At 66.0% G+C, this 22,829-nt stretch carries 18 protein-coding genes, 1 tRNA gene and 3 pseudogenes; 8 read left to right on the top strand and 14 right to left on the bottom strand.

The window, feature by feature from the left end:
* The first annotated feature begins 50 nt into the window (after positions 1–50).
* Complete coding sequence (locus RVF83_RS15940; RefSeq protein ID WP_005201081.1) at positions 51–1,184, top strand: class I SAM-dependent methyltransferase; 1,134 nt, start codon at positions 51–53, stop codon at positions 1,182–1,184.
* 71 nt (positions 1,185–1,255) lie between these two features.
* Positions 1,256–2,116 carry a class I SAM-dependent methyltransferase gene (locus RVF83_RS15935; protein WP_005201082.1) on the top strand — a complete coding sequence of 287 codons (861 nt, stop codon included), beginning with the start codon at positions 1,256–1,258 and terminating at the stop codon, positions 2,114–2,116.
* 20 nt (positions 2,117–2,136) lie between these two features.
* On the opposite strand, the gene RVF83_RS15930 is transcribed toward RVF83_RS15935, so the two are convergent.
* The 6 genes and pseudogenes from RVF83_RS15930 to RVF83_RS15905 all read right to left on the bottom strand — a co-directional run bounded on the left by RVF83_RS15930 (position 2,137) and on the right by RVF83_RS15905 (position 9,429).
* A complete protein-coding gene (locus RVF83_RS15930; protein WP_279404832.1) occupies positions 2,137–2,910 on the bottom strand; it encodes an amino acid ABC transporter ATP-binding protein in 774 nt (257 codons plus the stop codon).
* A pseudogene (locus tag RVF83_RS15925) lies at positions 2,907–3,885 on the bottom strand (amino acid ABC transporter permease). Before RVF83_RS15925 ends, RVF83_RS15930 begins: the two are co-directional and overlap by 4 nt.
* Before the next feature lies 1 nt (position 3,886).
* Positions 3,887–4,825, bottom strand: a complete 939-nt coding sequence (locus RVF83_RS15920; protein ID WP_005201087.1) for an ABC transporter substrate-binding protein — start codon at positions 4,823–4,825, stop codon at positions 3,887–3,889.
* A 108-nt stretch (positions 4,826–4,933) separates the two neighbouring features.
* Positions 4,934–6,022, bottom strand: a complete 1,089-nt coding sequence (locus RVF83_RS15915) for an isocitrate/isopropylmalate dehydrogenase family protein (RefSeq protein WP_005201089.1) — start codon at positions 6,020–6,022, stop codon at positions 4,934–4,936.
* Positions 6,022–8,769 carry a DNA polymerase I gene (polA, locus tag RVF83_RS15910; protein WP_005201092.1) on the bottom strand — a complete coding sequence of 916 codons (2,748 nt, stop codon included), beginning with the start codon at positions 8,767–8,769 and terminating at the stop codon, positions 6,022–6,024. The genes RVF83_RS15915 and polA overlap by 1 nt, the downstream gene beginning before the upstream one ends.
* Positions 8,770–8,859: 90 nt before the next feature.
* Positions 8,860–9,429, bottom strand: a complete 570-nt coding sequence (locus RVF83_RS15905) for a GNAT family N-acetyltransferase (protein ID WP_005201093.1) — start codon at positions 9,427–9,429, stop codon at positions 8,860–8,862.
* A 223-nt stretch (positions 9,430–9,652) separates the two neighbouring features.
* On the opposite strand from RVF83_RS15905, the gene RVF83_RS15900 reads away from it, so the two are divergent.
* From RVF83_RS15900 to RVF83_RS15885, 4 genes are read left to right on the top strand one after another with little or no spacing between them, the layout of a single operon-like run.
* Positions 9,653–11,068 carry an ABC transporter permease subunit gene (locus RVF83_RS15900; RefSeq protein WP_005201094.1) on the top strand — a complete coding sequence of 472 codons (1,416 nt, stop codon included), beginning with the start codon at positions 9,653–9,655 and terminating at the stop codon, positions 11,066–11,068.
* A gap of 3 nt (positions 11,069–11,071) precedes the next feature.
* A complete protein-coding gene (locus RVF83_RS15895) occupies positions 11,072–12,061 on the top strand; it encodes a branched-chain amino acid ABC transporter permease (protein WP_005201095.1) in 990 nt (329 codons plus the stop codon).
* Positions 12,054–13,187, top strand: a complete 1,134-nt coding sequence (locus RVF83_RS15890; RefSeq protein ID WP_005201096.1) for an ABC transporter ATP-binding protein — start codon at positions 12,054–12,056, stop codon at positions 13,185–13,187. The genes RVF83_RS15895 and RVF83_RS15890 overlap by 8 nt, the downstream gene beginning before the upstream one ends.
* Positions 13,187–14,002, top strand: coding sequence for an ABC transporter ATP-binding protein (locus RVF83_RS15885; protein WP_005201097.1), 816 nt, complete (start codon positions 13,187–13,189; stop codon positions 14,000–14,002). The genes RVF83_RS15890 and RVF83_RS15885 overlap by 1 nt, the downstream gene beginning before the upstream one ends.
* Here RVF83_RS15885 and RVF83_RS15880 read toward each other — a convergent pair.
* The 3 genes and pseudogenes from RVF83_RS15880 to RVF83_RS15870 form a co-directional block, all read right to left on the bottom strand.
* The gene (locus RVF83_RS15880; protein ID WP_341261950.1) at positions 13,999–15,090 is read right to left on the bottom strand and encodes an IS630 family transposase; all 1,092 of its coding nucleotides are present in this window, start codon (positions 15,088–15,090) and stop codon (positions 13,999–14,001) included. The genes RVF83_RS15885 and RVF83_RS15880 overlap by 4 nt on opposite strands.
* Positions 15,091–15,253: 163 nt before the next feature.
* A pseudogene (locus tag RVF83_RS15875) lies at positions 15,254–16,620 on the bottom strand (ABC transporter substrate-binding protein).
* 167 nt (positions 16,621–16,787) lie between these two features.
* The gene (locus RVF83_RS15870) at positions 16,788–17,411 is read right to left on the bottom strand and encodes an ANTAR domain-containing response regulator (protein WP_039880900.1); all 624 of its coding nucleotides are present in this window, start codon (positions 17,409–17,411) and stop codon (positions 16,788–16,790) included.
* 100 nt (positions 17,412–17,511) lie between these two features.
* Between RVF83_RS15870 and RVF83_RS15865 the strand changes: the two genes are divergently transcribed.
* Positions 17,512–17,585 (top strand) — tRNA-Leu (locus tag RVF83_RS15865).
* A 423-nt stretch (positions 17,586–18,008) separates the two neighbouring features.
* On the opposite strand, the gene RVF83_RS15855 is transcribed toward RVF83_RS15865, so the two are convergent.
* A complete protein-coding gene (locus RVF83_RS15855; RefSeq protein ID WP_083877555.1) occupies positions 18,009–18,437 on the bottom strand; it encodes an adenylate/guanylate cyclase domain-containing protein in 429 nt (142 codons plus the stop codon).
* Between the two features lie 8 nt (positions 18,438–18,445).
* Here RVF83_RS15855 and RVF83_RS15850 point away from each other — a divergent pair, with 8 nt between their 5' ends.
* Positions 18,446–19,195 (top strand): ABC transporter substrate-binding protein, encoded by a 750-nt coding sequence (locus RVF83_RS15850; protein WP_005199823.1) that lies wholly within the window; start codon positions 18,446–18,448, stop codon positions 19,193–19,195.
* Between the two features lie 71 nt (positions 19,196–19,266).
* Here RVF83_RS15850 and RVF83_RS15845 read toward each other — a convergent pair whose 3' ends face one another.
* From RVF83_RS15845 to RVF83_RS15830, 4 genes and pseudogenes are all read right to left on the bottom strand, one after another.
* The gene (locus RVF83_RS15845) at positions 19,267–19,746 is read right to left on the bottom strand and encodes a MarR family winged helix-turn-helix transcriptional regulator (RefSeq protein ID WP_005199824.1); all 480 of its coding nucleotides are present in this window, start codon (positions 19,744–19,746) and stop codon (positions 19,267–19,269) included.
* Positions 19,743–20,667 (bottom strand): annotated as a pseudogene (locus RVF83_RS15840) (LLM class flavin-dependent oxidoreductase). The gene RVF83_RS15845 and the pseudogene RVF83_RS15840 overlap by 4 nt, the downstream one beginning before the upstream one ends.
* Positions 20,664–21,404, bottom strand: coding sequence for a hypothetical protein (locus RVF83_RS15835; RefSeq protein WP_005199826.1), 741 nt, complete (start codon positions 21,402–21,404; stop codon positions 20,664–20,666). The pseudogene RVF83_RS15840 and the gene RVF83_RS15835 overlap by 4 nt, the downstream one beginning before the upstream one ends.
* Positions 21,382–22,800 carry an LLM class flavin-dependent oxidoreductase gene (locus RVF83_RS15830; RefSeq protein ID WP_005199827.1) on the bottom strand — a complete coding sequence of 473 codons (1,419 nt, stop codon included), beginning with the start codon at positions 22,798–22,800 and terminating at the stop codon, positions 21,382–21,384. Before RVF83_RS15830 ends, RVF83_RS15835 begins: the two co-directional genes overlap by 23 nt.
* Positions 22,801–22,829 lie beyond the last annotated feature (29 nt).

Here is a 22,829-nt window from a genome sequence, read left to right as displayed (position 1 = left end):
CGAAACCGCTCCGTGACCGGCCCGAGAGGCAGCGCTGCGATCGTTCCACCATGACGATCACACCCGGCAGCACCACACCGCCCGGTCCCGGCACCGACAGGTCGACTCTCGCCGCGTCGTCACCGAGCGCCGACGAGTTCGCCGAACGATTCCTCGACTCCACCCTGGCCACCGCGGAGACCATGAGCGTCTATCTCGGCGAACGCCTCGGCTGGTACCACTGCCTCGTCGACCACGGTCCGTTGACCGCCGACGACCTCGCTTCCCGCACGGCCACCGATGCACGGTACGCCCGCGAATGGCTCGAGATGCAAGCGGCTTTCGGCATTCTCGATGCCGACCTGTCCAGCAGTCCGGCGACATTCGGCATCTCACCCGGTGTCGCCGAGGTCCTCACCGACACCTCCAGTCGTTCCTATCTGGGCGCGCTCCCCCGGATGTTCGCCGCCGCATTCAACCGGCTCCCCGACCTGCTCGACGCCTATCGGTCCGGCGGCGGTGTGAGCTGGGAACAACTCGGAGCCGACGCACGCGAATGCCAGGCCGCGCTCAACAAGCCGTGGTTCGACGCCGAGCTCGCACCCGCACTCGCGGCCGTCGACCATCTCCATCAGCACCTGTCCCGACCGGGCGCGACGATCGCCGACATCGGCTTCGGCGCCGGCCATTCGACGATCGCCCTTGCTCGCGCGTACCCGCAGGCGACGTTCGTCGGTCTCGACGTCGACGCCGCGTCGGTGCAGATGGCACGGGACAACGCCGCTACCGAGGGGCTCGACGACCGGGTGCGGTTCCATCTCGCCGGCGGAGAGGAAGCCGCGTCACACGGACCGTTCGACGCCGCCTTCGCGTTCGAATGCCTCCACGACATGCCCCGGCCCGTCGAGGTTCTCAGCGCGGTACGGCAGGCTCTCGCACCCGGGGCGTCGATGATCGTCATGGACGAAGCCGTATCCGACGAATTCTCCGGTCCCGCAGACGAACTCGACAAGCTCATGTACGGGTTCTCGCTGTTCGTGTGCCTACCCGACTCGATGAGTTCACCGCCGTCGGTCGCCACCGGCACCGTGATGCGACCCGCTACCCTGCGGTCCTATGCCGAACAGGCCGGCTTCCAGAGCGTCGAGGTGCTGCCGATCGAGGACTTCGCCTTCTTCCGGTTCTACGAACTCCGCACCGGCTGAGATACGGCCTGCTCGCTCCGCTCCCGGCACCGAGTAACGAGCGGGCCGGCGGCGAGCAATATCATCGCAGCATGCCCACCGACGACGACGGCCGCGAGAGCACCACCGAGCAGGAAGCCTCCGTGCGGCCCCCGCGCATCCTGGGCGACGTCGACTCCGCGACGAGTGACCGAGCGAGCCGCTGGTGGTGGGACCACGACGCGGAGAACTACCACGACGAACACGGCGCCTTCCTCGGCACGTACACCGGCGGCGGCGACTTCGTCTGGTGCCCGGAGGGCGTCCGCGAGTCCGAGGCCGGACTCCTCGGCGAGATCGAGGGCCGCACGATCCTCGAGATCGGTTGCGGGTCGGCACCGTGTGCCCGCTGGCTCGCGGCGCACGGTGCACATGCCGTCGGCGTCGACCTGTCCCGGCGGATGCTGGGGATCGGTCTCGACGCCATGGACGCCGACGAGGTGCGCGTGCCGCTGATCCAGGCGACCGCCGAAACCCTGCCCTTCACCGACGAGTCCTTCGACGCCGTCTGCTCCGCGTTCGGTGCCATCCCCTTCGTCGCCGACTCCGCCGGGGTCATGGTCGAGGTGGCACGGGTCCTGAAGCCCGGCGGCCGTTGGGTTTTCGCGGTCAACCACCCGATGCGCTGGATGTTCCTCGACGACCCGGGTCCCGAGGGGCTGACCGTACGAATCCCCTACTTCAACCGCACGCCATACACCGAGACCGACCCGAGCGGGCAGATCACCTACGTAGAACACCACCGGACCATCGGCGACCGCGTGCGCGAACTACGTGCCGCCGGTTTCATCCTCGACGACATCATCGAACCCGAGTGGCCCGACGACCACGACCGTGAGTGGGGCCAGTGGAGCCCGTTCCGTGGACGCTACTTCCCCGGCACCGCGATCTTCTGCAGCCACAAGCCCGGATAGCCGCGGGTACGCCCGGCGTCTCAGAGCAACTTCGACAGAAACTCCCGCGTCCGCTCCTCCTGCGGGTTGGCGAGGAGTTCGCGTGGGTCGCCCTTCTCCACGACGACACCGCCGTCCATGAAGACCAGTTGGTCGGCGACCTCGCGCGCGGAACCCATCTCGTGGGTCACCACCATCATGGTCATGCCCGACGCGGCGAGTTCGCGCATCACCTTGAGAACGTCGCCGACGAGTTCGGGGTCGAGAGCCGAAGTCGGCTCGTCGAAGAGCATGAGCTTGGGTTCCATCGCGAGAGCGCGGGCAATCGCGACGCGCTGCTGCTGACCGCCCGACAGCTGCGCCGGGTAGGCGTCGGCACGGTCGGACAAACCGACCCGCTCCAGCAGGTACTCGGCGCGTTCGATCGCCGCCGCCCGCTGCTGCTTCTTCACCTGGATCGGCGCCTCGATCACGTTCTCGAGGGCGGTGCGGTGCGGGAACAGGTTGAAGTGCTGGAACACCATGCCGATGTCGCGACGTTGCGTGGCAGCGTCTTTGGCACTCATCTCGTAGAGCTTGCCGTTGCGCTCGCGGTAACCGATGAGGTCGCCGTCGACGTAGAGACGGCCGGCGTTGACGACGTCGAGATGGTTGACGCACCGGAGGAAGGTCGACTTACCCGAACCCGAGGGTCCGATCAGGCACGTCACCTCGCCTCGCGCGACCTCGAGGGAGATGCCCTTCAGGACCTGGACCGAGCCGAAGCTCTTGCACACCCGGTCAGCGAGGACCATCGGTGTCTCGGCGGAACTCATGCGTTCTCTCCCCCGGTCGTGCGGCCGGCTCCCGGTCCGTCCAGGATGTCCTCGGCCGTGGCGGTCTGCCCGTCGGCCATCGCCTTGAGCTGGCGTGCGGTGAGCGCGCGGGTGGCGCCCCGCGAATAGTGGCGCTCCACGTAGTACTGGCCGACCATCAGAATGCTGGTGACGACGAGGTACCAGGTGGAGGCGACGAGCAGCAGCGGGATCGGTTCGAAGTTGACGCCCGAGATGTCCCGCACTCGCCCGTAGAGGTCGAGGGTCAGCGGAACCGCCGCCACGAGGCTCGTCGTCTTGAGCATGGAGATCAGCTCGTTGCCGGTGGGCGGGATGATCACCCGCATCGCCTGCGGCAGTACGGTGCGGCGCATGGTCTGCGACCACGACATGCCCAGAGCGATCGACGCCTCGGACTGCCCCTCACCGACCGACGACACGCCTGCGCGCACGATCTCGGCCATGTAGGCGGCCTCGTTGAGACCGAGGCCGATGACCGCGAACAGGAATGCGGCATTGAGGGTTTGGATGTCGAAGGACGCGAACTGGTGGACGAACGGGATGCCGACGTCGATCTGCTTGTAGATCGCCGGGAACAATCCCCAGAAGACCAGCTGCACGTAGACCGGCGTCCCGCGGAAGATCCACAGGTACACCCCAGGCGGTGCCGCGCAACACCGGGTTCGGTGAGAGCCGCATGATGGCGAGCGCGACGCCGAGGACGATCGCGATGGTCATCGCCAGCACCGTGAGCGCCAGGGTGTACCCGACGCCGGACAGCACGCGCTGGTCGAACATGTACTGGGCGTAGGTACCCCACGCGTACGCCTCGTTGGTGGCCGCACCGTAGACGAACAGAGCCGCCAGCACGAGGATGATGACGGCGGCGATCCACTGGCCCGGTCTGCGGAGCGGCACCGCCTTGATGGGTTCCGGTTCGCCGGACGTGGTGGTGTCGGTCAGCGGTGAGGTCATCTCAGCTCACCGCCCCGTTGATGACGGAGACATCGATCATGCCCTCCTGCAGGCCCCAGTTGGCCGCGATCTCGTCGTACTGTCCGTTGTCCATCAGGTATTGGACCGCCTTCTGCATCGCTGGTCCCAGCGGTGAGCCCTTACGCACCGCCCATCCGTACGGCGCCGAGTCGAACACTTCCCCGGCGGCCTTCAGCTTCCCGTTGGTGCGTTTGATGGCGTACGCGGTGACCGGTGAATCCGCCGACATCGCGTCCACCCGGCCGAGGATCAGCGCGTTGACCGCCTCGTCCTGACTGTCGAACTTGACCTTGTCGATCGCCGGAAGGCCCCGGGCCACACATTCCGCGCTCTTGGCGGGGACCTCGTCGGTGTCCTCGTAGGTGGTGGTCTGCACCGCGACCCGCTTGCCGCAGGCATTCGACGGGTCGATGTCCTCGTCGGAGTCGGCGGCCTGCGCCCATTGCACGCCGGCGCTGTAGTAGGTCACGAAGTCGACCTGCTTCTCTCGTTCGAGTGTGTCGGTGAAGGACGACATCCCGACGTTGTACGTCCCCGCCTGCACCGACGGGATGATGGTGTCGAACTGCGATTCCTTGTAGACCGGCTGCAGGCCCAGTACCTTGCCGACGGCATTCATGAGGTCGACGTCGTAGCCGATGATCTGCCCGTTCGGACCCTTGAACTCGTTGGGCTGGTACGGCACGTTGACGCCGACGACGAGTCGGCCGGTACGCGCGATCTCGGGCGGAACGAGCGCCGCGATCGCCGGGACCTTCTGCACCTCGACGTTGATCGGGGTCACCTGGTTGGCGCGTTCGCGTTCCTCGTTGTTCACGCAGCCGGTGAGCACGACCGCGAGCGCGAGGAACACGCTGAACAGCTGGGCCACGCGCGACCGGACACAGCGCTGGTCGACCCGCGTCGAGGCCCGTTCCACAACACATCCCTTCGATGACGTACAGATCACCTGATCAGACCAACTCACTGTAGTTTGCGCCGGCTTCCACGGCTGGCTACCGGGGGTTCACGCATGTCTCCGCGCGCGTCACGCGACACGGGTCCGCCGCGCCACCTCGTCGGCGAACTCGCTGGTCGACGCTGTCCCGCCCAGGTCAGCGGTCGCGATCGCGGCCGCGAGGGTGGCGGCGACGGCGGCATCCATCCGCTCGGCCGCCCCGACGAGTGCCGGGTCGTCGGTCATCAGTCCGTACCGCCGGAACCCCATCGACACCGAGGCGATCATGGCGACCGGGTTGGCGACACCGCGGCCGGCGATGTCGGGAGCGGCACCGTGCGTCGCCTGTGCCATCACCTGGGTCGTCGAGCAGTTGACCGAACCGGCGATGCCGAGCGAGCCGGCGAGCTCCCCGGCGAGGTCCGACAGGATGTCGCCGAAGAGGTTCTCGGTGACGACGACGTCGAAGTCGGCGGGGCGGCGCACGAGCAGCGCCGCCATGGCGTCGACGTGCTGTTCGGTGACCTCCACGTCGGGGAACTCCTCGCCGACCTCCCGGCACGCGTCGCGGAACAGGCCGGTCGTCAGGCGCAGCACGTTCGCCTTGTGCACGATGGTCACCCGAGCCGGGCGCGCCGACGCCGCGCGGTCGCACGCGGCCTCGAAGGCGACCCGCGTGATGCGCTCACTCGCCGCGCGGGTCACGAGCCCCACGGCCAGCGCAACGTCGGGAGTCGGCATGAACTCACCGCTCCCGACCGCCATGTTGCGGTCGGCGTACAGGCCCTCGGAGTTCTCCCGGACGATCAGCACGTCGATGTCGGGTGCGTTGGCGGGCACCCCCGAAAAGGCCTTGGCGGGACGGAGATTGGCGAACAGCCCGTACCGGGTACGCAAAACCGCGCCCGGGGTGCGGCTGCTGTGCTCGGGCGGATACGACGCCGAGTCGTGCGGTCCGACGATCCAGAGGCCCAGTTCGTCGAGCGCCGACAATGTCGCGTCCGGCACTGGGTCGCCGTGGGACCCGATGGCGGTGGCGCCGAAGGGGAGTTCGTCCCAGTCGATCCGGAGGTCCTCGGCCGCCGCGGCCGCGTCGGCGACCGTGATGGCGGCGGGCACGATCTCCAGACCGATGCCGTCGCCCGTGAGAACGCCGACCCGCCTGGGCGAGGAGACCATCAGTGGGCCGCGTCGTCCCAGGACCGACCGAACCCGACCGACACCTCGAGCGGGACCGACAGCGTGATGGCGTTACCCATCTCCTCGCGCACCGCGGCCTCGACCGCGTCGCGCTCGCCGGCGGCCACCTCCACCACGAGTTCGTCGTGGACCTGCAGCAACACCCGCGACGTCAGTCTCTCGGCGAGGAAACGCTTGTGCACGTTGATCATCGCGACCTTGATGATGTCGGCGGCGGTGCCCTGGATGGGTGCGTTGAGCGCCATCCGCTCCGCGGACTGGCGTCGTTGCCAGTTGTCGCTGTTCAGATCGGGCAGGTAACGCCGTCGGCCGAACAGCGTCGCGGTGTACTCGTTGCGCCGGGCTTCGGCGACCACGTCGTGCAGATAGTCACGAACACCACCGAATCGCGCGAAGTACGCCTCCATCTGGTCCTTGGCCTCGTCGCGGCTGATCTTCAGCTGGGCCGCGAGCCCGAAAGCGCTGAGGCCGTAGGCGAGTCCGTACGACATCGCCTTCACACGGTGGCGCATCTCGGTGGTCACCTCGTCGATCGGCACCCCGAAGGCACGCGATCCGACGAAGTTGTGCAGGTCCTCGCCGGTGTTGAAGGCCTCGATCAACCCTTCGTCCTCCGACAGGTGCGCCATGATCCGCATCTCGATCTGGCTGTAGTCGGCGGTCATCAGGCAGTCGTAGTTCACTCCCGACGCCTGATCCGTCCCCACGATGAAGCCGCGTCGGATCTCGCGTCCGGCCTCGGTGCGGACCGGGATGTTCTGCAGGTTCGGTTCGGTCGACGACAGGCGGCCGGTCGCGGCGATGGTCTGGTTGAAGGTCGTGTGGATGCGACCGTCGTCGGCCACCGACTTCAGCAGCCCGTCGACGGTCACCTTCAGCCGCGTCGCGTCGCGATGCTCGAGAAGGTGTGCGAGGAAAGGATGTTCGGTCTTCTCATACAACGACTGCAGCGCGTCGGCGTCGGTCGTGTAACCGGTCTTGGTCTTCTTGGTCTTCGGCATGTCGAGCTTGTCGAAGAGCACGGTCTGCAGCTGCTTGGGCGAGCCGAGGTTGATCTGTTCGCCGATGACCTCGTAGGCGGACTCGGCGGCCGCGCGGATCCGGTCGTTGAACATCTGCGCGAGTGCGTTGAAGTGGTCGACGTCGACGGCGATGCCGGCGGCCTCGAGGTCGGCGAGCACGAACGACAGCGGCAGTTCCATCTCGGTGAGCAGCGGCTTGGAGTCGATGCGGTCGAGTTCGGTGTCGAGGGTGTCGGCGAGTTCCTGCACCGCGCGCGCCTCGAGCATGTGCTGTTCGGCGACCTTGCCCTCGGTGTCGTCGTCGAGCAGCGACATCTGGCCGTCGCCCGCACCGGTGTCGGCGCGCAGCTCACGGCGCAGGTACCGCAGGGCGAGGTCGTCGAGGTTGAAGGTCCGCTGCCCGGGGCGGACGAGGTACGCGGCCAGCGAGGTGTCGCTGGTGACACCGTCGAGCTCCCACCCGCGCGAACGCAGCGCGTGTACCGCCCACTTGGCCTCGTGCACGGCCTTGAGCGCCTGCGGGTCGGCGAGCCAGTTGGCCAGCGCCGCATCGTCTTCCGGCGTCAGCGCGGTCACGTCGACATAGGCCGACGAGCCGTCGGCGGCCGCGATCGCCAGTCCGGTCGGGTCGGACCCCACGACGACGTGCGGCGCGGTCACCGCGAGACCGGTCCGGCCGGTCCGGGCGTGTTCGTCCAGCCATCCCGCGACCTCGCCGGCGCCGAGGACCGAACCGTCGAGATCGAATCCCGCCTCGGCCTCCGGCTCGACGGAGCTCAGGGTCGAGAACAGGCGGTCGCGCAGGACGCGGAACTCGAGGTCGTCGAAGAGCTGGTGGATGCGGTCGCGATCCCAACCGACCATCGCGAGGTCTTCGGGGCCTGCGGGGAGCTGCATGTCGCGGATGAGCTCGGTGAGCTGACGGTTGGTCTGCACCGAGGCCAGATTCGCGCGCAACGCATCGCCGACCTTGCCCCTCACCTCGTCGACGTGATCGACGAGCGAGGCCAGCGACCCGTACTCGCGAATCCACTTCGACGCGGTCTTCTCCCCCACACCCGGGATGCCGGGCAGGTTGTCACTCGGGTCGCCGCGCAGAGCCGCGTAGTCGGGGTACTGGGCGGGGGTCAGACCGTACTTCTTCTCCACCTCTTCGGGGGTGAAGCGGGTGAGGTCCGAGACGCCCTTGCGGGGGTAGAGCACGGTGGTCGACGGGTCGACCAGCTGCAGCGAGTCACGGTCGCCGGTGACGATCAAGACCTTGAAGCCCTGTTCGCGCGCCTGGGTCGCGAGAGTCGCGATGATGTCGTCGGCCTCGAACCCCTCGATCGCCATGACCGTGACACCCAGCGCGTCGAGTACCTCCTTGGTGAGGTCGACCTGTCCGTTGAACTCGTCGGGCGACTTGGAGCGCTGCGCCTTGTACTCCGGGAACATCTCCGACCGGAACGTCTTCCGCGAGACGTCGAAGGCGGCCGCGATGTGCGTGGGTTCCTCGTCGCGCAGCAGGTTGATGAGCATCGAGGTGAATCCGTACACCGCGTTGGTGGTCTGCCCGGTGGCCGTCTTGAAGTTCTCGGCCGGAAGCGCGAAGAACGCCCGGTATGCCAGGGAATGCCCGTCGAGGAGCATGAGGACCGGTTGCTTGGTCTTGCCCTTGCTGCCGGTACGGGTAGCTGCCGGGGAACTCTGCGCTGGACTCACAGTCGCTGAGTCTAGTGATCCGTCCCGACACCCGGACCCGCCCCGCCTGGGGCGGCCGGAAGGGGCGGTCGGCCGGGTGGCGGCCGGGCGTCACATCGGCCGGTACATCGCCCAGACCTTGGGGCCGTCGAGAGGCAGTTCGAATTCCTCGGTGACCTGGAAACCGAACCGCTCGTACAGCGGGACGTTGAGAGCGTTGGAGCTCTCGAGGTAGGCCGGGCCGTCGATCTGCTCGAGCCGGTGCTGCAGCAGCGCCGTGCCGACACCGGCCCCCTTCACCGGCGCGCCGATCTGCCCCAGGTACCAGTGCGGTTCCTTCGGCCGGTGCTTGGCGAACTCGGCCTCGAGCTTGATCCCACGCCCGATCCGCGGTCCGAGGGTCCGGAGGAACTCCCAGGACGACACGAGCTGGGCCCGCGTCGAGATCTTGTGCCCGGGCGGATCCCAGGCGGCCGCACCGACCGGCTGCCCGTCGCGCATCGCGAGGTCGATCGTCGACCCCTTCCCGTGGATGTGGACGAGCAGCGTCCGGAACACCGCGCGGTGCCGAGAGGTGTCCGGATCCATCCAGACCGTCACCGGGTCGTCGGCGAACGCCTGCGCGAGCAACGCACTGGCGAGTTCGACGTCTTTCGTCTGTGTGATGGTCACCGGCACCATCCGACCAGCGTACGGCCCCGCCGGAGACGCCGGCACCACCTCGCGTCGACCGGAGCCGCCCTGCGCCCCAGCAGATGTAACTTCCGGGAAACCTCGTTGTCGTCACGTGGCGACGACGCTGCGGCTAATGTCCCGCAGGGTGACCGGCCGCGCACAGATCGCCCCCGGTCACGTGCCGATGGATGTCACTGGCGAACAGGTCCACAAGGAGGTACCTCCCTCGATGACAGAGCCTGACCGGCAGGTCGCACTCGTGTCCGACGACCGCACCGATCGGATTCACGCGCATCGCCCCGAGTGTCGGCCCGCCCGCCAGACCCGATCACCGTCCCGCCGCCCGCCATCCCGGCGTCGCACGTCGGTGTCGACGCGGCGCACCGCGCTGGCCGTACTGCTGTTCATCGCCGCGTCGATGCTGTGCGGGCTCGTCGGGACACCGTCCGCCGACGCCGCGCCCGACGAGGTCCGGGTGTTCGGTGTGCTGCGGAACGGCACCGAGAAGGTCGAGGGGGTGAAGCTCGAGGCCAAGGACGCGTCGGGCACCGTCGTCGGGACGGCAACGTCGTCGGCGACCGGCGCCTGGTCCATCATGGTCCCGCCCGGGAAGTACACCGTCGTCGTCGACACCGACTCTCTCCCAGACGATGTCGAGGTCCAGAGATCCGAGCTGCCGGTCGACGTCAGCGGTGGAACGGCACGCCCGGTCATCTTCTCGTTCGGCGAGGTTCGGACCGGCACGGAGGTCTCGGCGGTCGCCGAACTCACCCGTCTGGCCATCGACGGCATCCGCTTCGGTCTCATCATCGCGATCACCGGTGTCGGCCTCAGCCTGATCTTCGGGACGACCGGACTGACCAACTTCTCTCACGGTGAGCTGGTGACCCTGGGCGCAGTGGTGGCGTGGGTGTTCAACGTGAAGGTCGGGCTGCAACTGATCCCGGCCACGATCCTCGCGGTCATCGTCGGCGTCGGCATCGGCATCCTGAACGAGCTCGGTCTCTGGAGACCGCTGAGACGACGACGAACGGGGCTGATCGCGATGCTCGTCGTGTCGATCGGCCTCGCCCTGGTGATGCGGTATCTGATCCTGATCTTCTTCTCCGACCGGGCCGAACCGTTCAAGGACTACCAGGCGCAGACGCAGATCGGCTCGGGTCCGTTCGCGATCACCCCGGTGAATCTCGCCTGCATCGTCATCTGCATCGTCGTACTGCTCGGCGTGGCTCTGTTGTTGCAGCGCACCAGGATCGGCAAGGCCATGCGCGCCGTCGCCGACAACAAGGACCTCGCCGAGTCGTCCGGTATCGACGTCGACCGCGTGATCCTGTTCGTGTGGGCGCTCGCCGGTGGCCTGGCGACACTCGGCGGCGTGATGTTCGCGCTCTCCGAACTCGGCGGCCGCGTCCAGTGGGAGATGGGATTCAAGCTCCTGCTGCTGATGTTCGCGGGCATCACACTCGGCGGACTCGGCACGGCCTACGGCGCATTGCTCGGCTGCCTCATCGTCGGATTGTTGGTGCAGTTGTCGACCTACATACTCAGCCCCGACCTGAAGTACATCGGCGGCCTGTTGATCCTGATCATCATCCTGACCATCCGGCCCCAGGGCATTCTCGGATCGCGAGCGAGGATCGGCTGACCCATGGACATCATCTCAGCGCTACAGATTGCCTTCGCACAGCTCATCGGCCCGTCGGCGATCTTCTACGCTCTACTGGCCATCGGCCTCAACCTGCACTTCGGCTATGCCGGGCTGCTCAACTTCGGCCAGATCGCCTTCGCCCTCCTCGGCGGATACGGCGTGGGCATCATGGCCGTCAACTACGACCAGCCGCTCTGGCTCGGCGCCATCGTGGGTATCGCCGCAGCCGGCATGCTCGCGGTGGTCCTCGGCATCCCGACACTTCGTCTGCGAGCGGACTATCTGGCGATCGTCACCATCGCCGCGTCGGAGATCCTCCGCCTGGTGTTCCGGTCGACGTCGTCGGACGATTTCACCCACTCCACCAACGGGATCTACGGCTACGCGAGCGGGTTCTTCTCGATCAGCCCGTTCGACAACGGCAAGCAGTACTCGTTCTTCGGGGTCAAGTTCCTCGGCGGCGACCTGTGGTCGATGGTGGTGGGCTGGTCCGTCGTCCTGCTCCTGTGCCTCATGGTCTACCTGCTCGTCCACTCCCCCTGGGGTCGCGTGCTGAAGGCGGTGCGCGAGGACGAGGACGCCGCCCGATCGCTCGGCAAGAACGCCTATTCCTTCAAGATGCAGGCACTCATCCTCGGTGGCTGTATCGGCGGCCTCGCGGGCGTGTTCAACGCCCTCGCGACGCAGTCGATCAACCCGGACTTCTACTCCACCGCCCAGACCTTCTTCGCCTACGGCGCACTCATTCTCGGTGGTGCGGCGACGGTGTTCGGACCGGTCCTCGGCGCGATGCTGTTCTGGTTCCTGCTGGCCATCCCCGACGCACTGCTGCGCCAGGCCACGTCCGGCGACAACCCGATGCTGGACCTCTCGGCGCAGCAGGTCGGCGCGATCCGCTACGTGCTGCTGGGTCTGGCGATCATCCTGATGATGGTGTTCCGACCACAGGGACTCCTCGGCAACAAGCGGGAGGTGCAGCTCGATGCCTGATGACGGACGCCATTCGGCACACGACGACGAGCCCTCGACGCCGGTGGGCGACGCCGGGATCGTCGTCGACGAGACCGATCCCGACGTCGCCGCCACACGGGCGACGCGTCGCGATCTCACGACACTGTCGGCGCCCGAGCGCTCGCGACTGTTCGCGGAGGTGTCACCCGAACCGGGATCGGGAAAGCCCGACCCGATCATCGTGGTGGACAACATCTCCCGCACCTTCGGCGGCATCAAAGCGGTCCAGGTCGATCACCTCGAGGTGCAGCGCGGCGCCATCACCGGCCTCATCGGTCCCAACGGCGCCGGAAAGACCACGTTCTTCAACCTGATCACCGGTTTCGACAAGCCCGATTCCGGTACGTGGTCACTGAACGGCGAATCCCTCGGCCGGATGGTCCCGCACCAGGTCGCACGCCGCGGCATGGTCCGCACCTTCCAGCTGACCAAGGCGCTGTCGAAGATGTCGGTGCTCGACAACGTGAAGCTCGGCGCCACCGGCCAGCGCGGCGAGCACTTCCTCGCCGCCCTCGCCCCGTGGACCTGGCGCAAACAGGAAGCCGAGATCACCGAGCGCGCACACGAACTGCTGCGGCGGTTCAAGCTCGACGCCAAGGCCGACGACTTCGCCGGTTCGCTGTCCGGTGGTCAGCGCAAGCTGCTGGAGATGGCACGCGCGCTGATGACCGATCCCGAGATCGTGATGCTCGACGAGCCGATGGCGGGGGTGAACCCGGCCCTCACGCAAAGCCTGCTCGAACACATCAAGTCGCTGCGCGACGAAGGTGTGACCGTGGTCTTCGTCGAACACGACATGGACGTCATCCGCGACATCAGCGACTGGGTGGTGGTGATGGCCCAGGGCCAGATCATCGCCGAATCCCTGCCGGATCGCCTGGGCGACAACGATGCCGTCGTCGACGCATACCTCGGCGGACACCACGATCAGGCACTGGAGTTCGACGACCAGGGTCAACCCGTCGGTGCGACCGCGGTGCTCGCCGAACAGGTCGGGGCAGCCATCGAGGCCACTCTCGAAGAAGGTGGCGACCTCTCCGAGCCGGTCGAGTTGCCGCCCGTCGACCCGGGCAGGGTCGGAACAGACAAGAAGGAGACCGAGTGATGAGCTTGGCATCGAACGGCGGCTCGCTGACGCCGGCTCAGCTCGCGGCCACTCCCGACGAACACCGCAAACTTGCCACGAACGCACTGATGCGGGCCGACGACATCACGGCCGGTTACCTTCCCGGGATCAACATCCTCGAGGAGTGCAACTTCTTCCTGAACGACGGGGAGATCGTGGGCATCATCGGGCCGAACGGCGCCGGTAAGTCGACGCTGCTCAAAACCCTGTTCGGGCTGATCCCGGTACGTAAGGGCTCGGTCACCCTGCGCGGCGACGACATCACCTCGGCCAAGGCACACGTTCTCGTCGACAAGGGTGTCGGATACGTCCCGCAGACGCAGAACGTGTTCCCGGCGTTGACGATCGAGGAGAACCTCGAGATGGGCGTGTACCTGCGCCCGAAGACCTTCGCCAAGCGGTTCGAGTTCGTCTCGGAGCTGTTCCCACTCTTGTCTGAGCGTCGGAAGATCAAGGCGGGCGCGCTGTCCGGCGGGGAACGGCAGATGGTCGCGATGGGCCGGGCCCTGATGATGGACCCGGCGGTCTTGCTGCTCGATGAGCCGTCGGCAGGCCTGTCCCCCATGTTCCAGGACGAGGTGTTCATCCGCTGCAAGGCGATCAACGCGACCGGCGTCTCGATCATCATGGTCGAGCAGAACGCCCGCCGCTGCCTCCAGATCTGCGACCGCGGTTACGTTCTCGACCAGGGTCGCAACGCCTACACCGACACCGGTAGCAACCTGGCGAAGGACCCCAAGATCATCGAGCTCTACCTGGGCACACTGGCCGGCAGCTCGGAGAAGAAGACCTAGTGTCCTGAGTCATTAATTCGTGTGCAGTAGTGGGCGATGGAGTCGAGGATCTGGTCAGCGGTCTTGACCCACACGTAGGGGCGGGGGTTGTCGTTCCAGGTCTCGATCCACGCTCTGATGTCGGCATTGAGTGCTCGTACGGTGCGATGGGTGGAGCGTTGGAGTTTCTTGGTGGTCAGTTCGGCGAACCAGCGTTCGACGAGGTTCATCCAGGATGAGCTGGTGGGAGTGAAGTGGACAACAAACCGCGGGTGCGCGGTCAGCCATCGCTTGACCGCGGGTGTCTTGTGGGTGGAGGCATTGTCCATGACCAGGTGGACGTCGAGCTCGTCGGGTACCTCGGCGTCGATCTTGCGGAGGAATCCGATGAATTCCGTTGCGCGATGCCGTGAGTGAAGCGAACCGATGACTTTGCCCGACGCGATGTCCAACGCCGCGTACAGGCTGGAGGTGCCGTTGCGCACGTAGTCGTGGCTGGCCCGTTGCGGGGTGCCCGGGAGCATGGGAAAGATCGGCTGGGTGCGATCGAGCGCTTGGATCTGGGTCTTCTCGTCAACGCAGAGCACCAGGGCACGTTCGGGTGGGTTCATGTAGAGCCCGACGACGTCGCGGACCTTCTCGGTGAACATGGGATCTTTCGACAGCTTCCACGAATCCTGTTTGTGTGGAGCCAATCCGAACGCTCTCCATACACGCGACACGGTTGACTGTGACATGTCGAGATGCTCGGCCATCGCCCGCGTCGACCAGTGTGTCGCATTCGTCGGAGTGGTCTCGAGAGTCGCGGTGATCAAGTTTTTGATCTGCTCGTCGTCGACGGTGCGAGGTCGCCCAGGCCGGGGTTCGTCGAGCAACCCCTCGCAGCGGTGCTCGACGAACCGGCCTCGCCAGCGCCGCACGGTACCTCGGTTGAGGCCGAGTCGTTGTGCCACTTCAGTATTCGAACCGCCATCAGCGGCGGCGAGAACGATTCGTGAGCGCATCGCCAAACCCGAGGCCGTCGTTCGCCGACGCGCCCACCCTTCGAGCTCACGGCGCTCGTCATCAGTCAGAACACTATCCACTGCTCGCGGACCCCGGGTTGCCATTCCCTAGCCTAACAACCGAACGGAAATTAATGACTCAGGACACTAGTCTCGATCACGCGATCCGTTTCCGCTCACACGGGGACGGTGCGCGGCAACGGATTTCGTGGGCGGACAACCGCAGGGACCCTCGGCTCGTGAGCCGAGGGTCCCTGGTCTTGTGTGACTACTGTGCGGCCACCGACACGTACTTGCGGGTCGGGGTCAGCAGCTTGTTGTCCCCGTCGAACTCGAGGACACCATACGAGCCGACGCTGGGCTCACCGGCGGCGTTGAACGCCAAGTTGCCGGTCTTGCCGACGTAGGCGATCGTCTTGCCGCTCTTCAGCGCATCCAGGCACGCCTGGTACGAGTCGCAGTTCTCGTCGCCGTTGGTGACGCCGATGATGTTGGCGGCGATCGTGCGGCCGTCGGTCGACTTGGCTGCGGTCGCGGCGAGCGCACTCAGCACCGCGCCGTCGTAGCTCTCGCCCGAGTAGTTGAAGTCGATCAGCTTGGGATCGAGATCTTTCAGCGCGGACTGGAACTCACCGCTGGTCTGGGGTGAGCGGAGTCGTGCCCTTCATGCCCTTGAGCAGGCCGGAACCGACCGATTCACCGAGTGCGTTACCCATGTTGCCGTCTACGCCGTAGACGAGCTTGCCGTCGCTCGGTCCGATGCCCACCTCGTGCATACGGGTGAGGATCTTGGCGCTCTCCTCGAAGCCGATGAGAGCGATGCCGTCCGGGTTGAAGTTCTTCACCTGGTCGACCTCGGCATTGAACGACTGGGCGTTCGGGTCGTAGATGATCTTCTGGATCTGGTCGGCGGGCACACCGGCGGCCTCGAGGTCGCGAACGGTGTTGTCGGCCAGGCCCGTTCCGTACGGGTCGTTGAGCGCGAGGATGGACACACGCTGGACGCCGTCCTCGGCCATCGTCTGCGAAAGCGCCTGCGCCTGAAGGACATCTGCGGGCGCGGTACGAAAGTACTGTCCCTTGTCCTGGTAGCAGGTGAACTCGTCGGACGTGTTGGCCGGCGAGAACATGACGGCGCCCGCGTTGGCGATCTTGTCGATGACCTTCAGCGACACCGACGACGACGCCGCACCGATGATCACCTGGGTGCCGGCGCTGAGCTCGCGGTCGACGGTGGCGTTGGCGGTGTCGGTGGTGGTGTCGCCGGAGTCACCGGTGACCAGTTCGACGGGCTTGTCGAGCACGCCGCCGGCGGCGTTGATGTCCTTGACGGCCAGGTTGACACCGGCCACCATCGGCGGCCCCAGGAACGCGAGGGAGCCGGTCTCGGGGAGCAGCGTGCCGATCTTCAGCGGAGCTGTGCTCGCGGGGCCCGGCGTGGCCTTGGGGTGGGTTACAGGCCAGCTTCTGTGCGAGGCCCAGGCCGGGGGGTGCGGGCGTGGACTCAACGGCCGCGCTGGCCGACCCTCCGGAGCCTTCGTCGGAACCAGAGTCAGAGCTGCTGCAGCCGGCGACGACGAGTGCTGCCGCCGCCGTCATGACCACTGCCCCGCTCGTCAAAGAACGAAAGGACATCGATGTTCTCCTTGCGATTGGAGTTGTCACACGAAGGCGGTGCATCGAGATCGACGCTTGAACCGCGCCTCGCTGGAGAAAAGCTAGCGTGATCTTGTTGCCCCTGCGTAAAGACAGTGAAACTGACTTGCGCGCAGACGCATTGCGTCAAATCAACCTGTCCTTGGTCAGGGTGTTCCGAGAGTCTCCACCACGACCTGGGCCACGGCTTTCATCGTGGTCCGACGGTCCATCGCGGCACGCTGGATCCACTTGAACGCCTCGGGCTCGGAGAGGCCCTGCTTCTGCATGAGCAGGCCCTTGGCGCGTTCGACGAGCTTGCGGGTCTCCAGCCGCTCGTTCATCGTCGCGACCTCACGTTCGAGCAGCTTGAGCTCGTGATAGCGGCTGACGGCCACCTCGATGGCCGGCACGAGGTCGGCCTTGGTGAACGGCTTGACCAGGTAGGCCATCGCCCCGGCGTCGCGGGCCTTCTCGATGAAGTCCCGCTGACTGAACGCGGTGAGCATGACGACCGGCGCCAACCGCTTCTCCGCGATCTCCGTCGCCGCGTCGATACCGTCGCGGATGGGCATCTTGATGTCCATGATGACGAGGTCGGGGTTCAGGGACTCCGTGAGCTCGACGGCGACCTGCCCGTTCGGAGCCTCCCCCACGACGTCATAACCCTCTTCACGGAGCATCTCGATCAGATCCATACGGATCAGCGAGTCGTCCTCGGCCACCAGAACACGATGTGTTTTCGTGGTCTCCCCGGCCGTAGTGGTCGCACTGTCTGTCACTGTCACCATCCCCTCCTCCACGCCGTCGTCGAAACAGAAGAGTACCGGTTGCCGGGCCGGTCGGCCGATCATCTAGAGTTGGCTCCTGCACGGGGCAACCCGCGCACTGGCCCCCGTAGCCCAATTGGCAGAGGCAACGGATTCAAAACCCGTCCAGTGTCAGTTCGAGTCTGACCGGGGGCACACAATTGACCTGTTTGCAGGTGGTCCATTGTCTGTTGGCCTCGCCATGCACCCATGACGCATGGCAGTTGCATGACAATTGGCCTCCCCGCGCTTGGTTTCTACCCCGTCGGTCGCCACAGGTCCTGGGCGATCGCGACGATGTGCCACCGGCCAGCGGGGCGGAGTCCTCCGGTGTACGAAGAGGCGGCGCAGCTGCCGATTGAACCGAGCAACATCGTGTCCGCGTGTGGCCGACGAGACATCGCTACGCGCCGCGCGGAGTCGACATGAGTGTCGATGTAGAACGCCCGCGCGGAGTTATCGACCCAGTCGAGGACCAGAGCTGCGTCTCTTCCAAGGCCGCTGCGTCGAGTACGTCCGATGACGCGATGGTTCTTCCCGGCGTGTCCTTGGCGAGGTCGCTCAACCTGGCCGCTTCGTTCACCGGATCGCCGATGACGGTGTATTCGAAGCGATTCGCCGCACCGACATTGCCAGCCAGGCGCTCGCCGTATGAGACCCCGATGCCCGCGTCGAGTCGACCGTCGAACTGGATGTTGGCACACTAAGGCTTCGTGCCGTCCGCAGCGCGGCTCCGGATGCGCCATCGTGAGGCAGCGGCGCCCCGAACACCACCAACGCCGCATCCCCCTCGAATTTGTTTACGAATCCGTCGTGCAGCTCCGCGGTACTGACCACGCAAGCGAAGAAGTCGTTGAGCAGAGCGACTATTCGATCCGGCGGGTGAGTCTGGGACAGCGAGGTCGAACCGATCAGATCGATGAACAGCACTGCAACTTCGCGGAGTTCACCGCCGAGTGTCGGCTCCTCCTCTATAGCTCGAGCGGCGACGGCGTCGCCGACGTGCATTCCGAACAGTGATCCGTACTCCGGCCGACCTCGCCGGACGGAGACTTCTCGTTCCACGGCGAAGTGAGGCGTCGATCGATTTCTGGGCAGCGTCGACCTTCAAGGTCTACGAGTCGGCCCTCGCCTCTGCGAATCTCACACTCGCCGACGTCGACCTGGTCGAGGTGTATGGAGACGTTCACCGCATCTTTGACGCCGCGACCGCCACCGACGAAGGTCGACGGCGTTGGAACCTGCACGACCGCAACAGTTTCGCGCGCGCCATCCTCGGGCCTCTGGTTCGTGGCGAGGTCGATGCGGTGACTACCCAGGGCCCGATGGGCAAACAGATCGCCGCCATCACCGGCGCACGACGAGTCTACGAACAAACCGAGGAAGTCGACCCGGGGCGTCTGGCGAACAATGGGAACCCGGACCTTCTCACGGTCAGCGGCACCCTTGTAGACGAACAACCAGATCACGTCGCGGCAGTCATACGTGTCCTGCTCGAGGCCTCGGCCTGGGACCGCGACAACCCGGAGTCGACAGTGGATCTCTTCAGTCGCCGGTTGCAGACCCCGGCCGTCGAACTCACCCTCGGATATCGGGACATACCCACACATCTCGGCATCTCGTTACCCGACCACACCGTTGCGGTTCTCGACGCTCAGCAGGACTTCCTCGTATCCCAGGGCTTCGTGGCGAATCGCTTCGACCTCGGCACGTGGATCGACTCCCGACCCCTGCAGCTGGCCCGCACGCAGTTGACGCCCGGATAGTCCGGTGACTCCTGAGGCTGCATCCTCGTCCGGTTCACCTCACTCTATCGAGGAGCACTTCTTGCCCACGGTCACCTGGTCAACCGTGGATCATCAGATCGAAAAGCTCTGAGATTGTCGAGCACCGCTTCGGCGGCCTGTCGCATGGCCAGTGATTGCGACGGCGTGAGTGCGTTGAAAAACAGTTCACGGACACGGTCGACGTGTGCGGGCGCCGCGCGGCGGAGAATGGTCTGCCCTTTCTCGGTGATGCAGACGAGCTGGGCACGACGGTCATCTGTGCAGGCCTCGCGCCGGACGACGCCGCGCTCCTCCATCCGCCGCAGTTGGTGCGCCAGCCGACTTTTCTCCCACTGGAGTTCGCATCGCAAGTCGAGCGCCTGCAGACGGCCCTCCGGCGCTTCAGAGAGGATGGCGAGAACTTCATAGTCCGCGATGGACAAGTCAGAATTCGTCCGGAGGTCCTGCGCCAATGCGGCCGTCAGCTGCGCGTGCATCCTCAGCACACTTCGCCAGGTCCGGTGCTCGTCGGCGTCGAGCCACTCTGTCATGAAGATCGCTCAGTCCGGGCGGCGGCGACTGCTTCTCTGACTGCCGGTGCAACTTCGGCGGCGTATGTCTGGGTCGTGACGGTGTCGTCCGACGCCAGGACGAATCCGCTTGTGCCGTACGTCATCGCGACCTCGGTGAGCTGTTCCACCCACTGAGCCGGCGGGCCCTGCAGGAAGCCGCCGCCCTGGGGTGCTGAACCGGCCTCCGATGTTGAGGAAACGACGGATGTCCCGCGGATCGCGACCCGCCGCCCGAGCGGCGTCGTCGATGTGCCGGTTCATGTCGGTGAGCTGGCCGAGCCCATTCTCCAAGTACTGCATCGACGGCAACCAACCGTCGGCAGTGCGCCCGACCAGTCGAAGAATCCGGGGCTTGTAGGCGCCGACCCAGATTCCGACCGAATGCGCCGGTGCCGGGCCACGTTTGGCGCCGTCGACGCTGTAGTGCTCGCCGCTGATCGAGAGACGGGAATGATCGTCGGTGTCCCAGATGGCTCGGATGATGGCGATGGCCTCCTCCAGCGCGACGACGGATTCCCCGGGGGTCCGCTTCGGTCCGCCCATGCCTGCCACGCCGTCCCAGAATGCACCGGCGCCGATTCCCAGCTCTGCTCGACCACCGCTGAGCTGGTCGAGTGTGGCCGTGGCGCGCGCAAGTACGGCCGGTGGTCGGAGTGGGAGGTTGGCGACGTTGGCCGCGAGGTGGATGTGTTCGGTACGTGCTGCGGCGTACGCCAGCAAGGTCGAGGTGTCGTGGAAGGTGGGGATGTAAGGGTGATCCTGGAACGTGACGAGATCCATGCCCGCCCGATCGGCGACCACAGCCTGCTCGACGGCTCGATGGACGGGTTGGCTGACCGGCGTGACGAATGTGCCGAACAGCAGGTCGTGGCCGTAGTCGACGGCTCCGCCTGTGGTCATGAGATCCTCCGGTTGTCGTGCTGGGCAGGTGTGACGTTGAAGTTGTCCTGAAACAAGTTGTCGGAGTCCAGCTTCGCCTTGAGTCGCCGCAGTCGCTTCAGAGTGGCCGGCGGGAAGGCGTCGGTGAGTCGCGCCGGATCGCGGTCGCTTTCGAAGCTGAGGTACAGACCGTTGGACTGCCGGCGAATGGGTTCGAACCATCGGTCGACACGCTGGGCATTGCTTCCCATCACCGACAACGCAAAGTTCGCGTCGCGATGGGCGTACGCAGTCGCATCCGACGGCACATCGCCGACCGCTCCTCCGACGGTCCGGATCTGATACCAGTGAGACGCACCCGATCGAATCAGATCCGCTGACGCCGAGGCGAACCCGGCAGTGATCTCGTCCGTAAACGCGGAGCGCGACACCGGTTCACCGCGACCGTGATGGGGTGACTCGGGAAACATGGTCATTACTGCCGCGTACGGCGCGATGACGACCTGCTGTTGCACGAGCGGGGCGATCTCTGCGAATGGTTGCAACTGGTCGACGATCACCGACGGATCGGTGGAGTCGACCATCGCCATCACCTGCGCTGTCCCCTGTCCCAGTATCAGAAACGGGGTGGTCTCGCGCGGGGCGTCCTTGGCTACACGGCCGAAGTCTCGGAGGTAGGCCGCTGGGTCCGGGGCGTCGAACGCCAGTTGAGCCCACCCGACATTGTCGACCTCGTCAACGGTGAACTCGAAGGCCACCGCGACGCCGAAGTTCGCACCTGCTCCGCGAGCTGCCCAGAACAGCTCGGAGATGGTCGATGGTCAGACCGTGTGCGCGGCTGAGGAATCCGATGCCGCCGGCGGTGGCGAGGCCACCCACACCCACCCCGCCGTAGTCGCCCGAGCTCAACGCCCAGCCGAACGGCTGGAGTGTGGTGGCGACGTCGCGCCATCGGGCGCCGGGCCCGATGCGGACCAGTCGAGTGGCCTCGTCGAGGACCGTGATGTCGTTGAGTGCCCCGACATCGATGACCAGTCCACCGTCGTTCGTGGATCTGCCACTGATGCCGTGACCGCCGCTGCGCAGCCCGAGTGGAAGGTGCCGGTGCGTGCCTGCGAAGCTCACCGCACTGGCTACTTCCGAAACCGTCCTCGGCCTCAGGACGAGCCCGGGGTCACCCCCGCGTAGGTACGTCGAATGGAGCGTCCCGAAGGCGGGATCACCCGGTTCGACCGCACCGCCCACGAGATCCTCCGGGATCTCGTCGTAGCCGATCCCGGCCCGACGCCGGGCACGGACATCGTGACGACGAAAACGCTTCGAGGAGAGTGAGTTCGCCGGAAGGACGGTCTCGACCTCGGCCCGTGCGGCGGAGACGGTGATGAAGAAGGCACGCATGTCGCGCGAGACGACGTCGATGCCGTGTGTCGCGTCGATGCGAAGTACGAAGAGGCTCACGCCGTGATCGACCACCGACGACACGAGGGCTGATGAGTCGATTTCCGATCCACCAGGCAGCGTCACTCCGCGTCGTATTTCGCGGGGGTCGCGGCCGACCTCGACGGCCGCATGATCCACAGCGCTGTGTAGTTCGGCGAGCCGGGCTGGATCGTAGTCGCCGAAGTCGGCCATCCAGCCATCAGCCAGTCGGCCCGACACCGCCGCGATCGAGGAGTCAGATCCCGAGATCCAGATGGGGACCTCGCGGTCGAGGCTCGGGCCGGGTTCGGCACCGGCCAGGCGGTGATGAGTGCCGCTTCGACTGACGCGGCCGGGCCCGTTCGTGTCATGCAACGAGCGGATGACGGAGACTGCCTCGTCGATCCAGTCGACTTCTGTCGTCGCGGGGTCGCGCGTAAACGCGACCGCCGCTCGATTGTCCGAAAGCAACTGCAGGCTGCTCGTCGCCCGCGCAACAACGGACGCAGGTCGAGTAGTCGCCTCCAACCGGGGGACTACATTCACGGTGGTGGTCACCCCTGCTGACCATGCAGCAAGAGTCAGGGCGTCTAAACCGGTGTCGGCTGAGTCAGCGACGAAAATTACCTCGTAACCATGTTGTTCAGCTGCCCGGGCCAGGTCGGCAGTCAACCGGGGGTCCTGCGCCCCCGTCACCTCGACGCCGGTCCGGATCGAGTGGCCGCAATTGGTCATCACAGAACTCCCAGCATTCCGAACAAGAC

Source organism: Gordonia rubripertincta, from assembly GCF_038024875.1.
GTDB lineage: Bacteria > Actinomycetota > Actinomycetes > Mycobacteriales > Mycobacteriaceae > Gordonia > Gordonia rubripertincta.
Note: the sequence above shows the minus strand (reverse complement) of the source record. Positions and strands in the feature narration are given on the sequence as shown.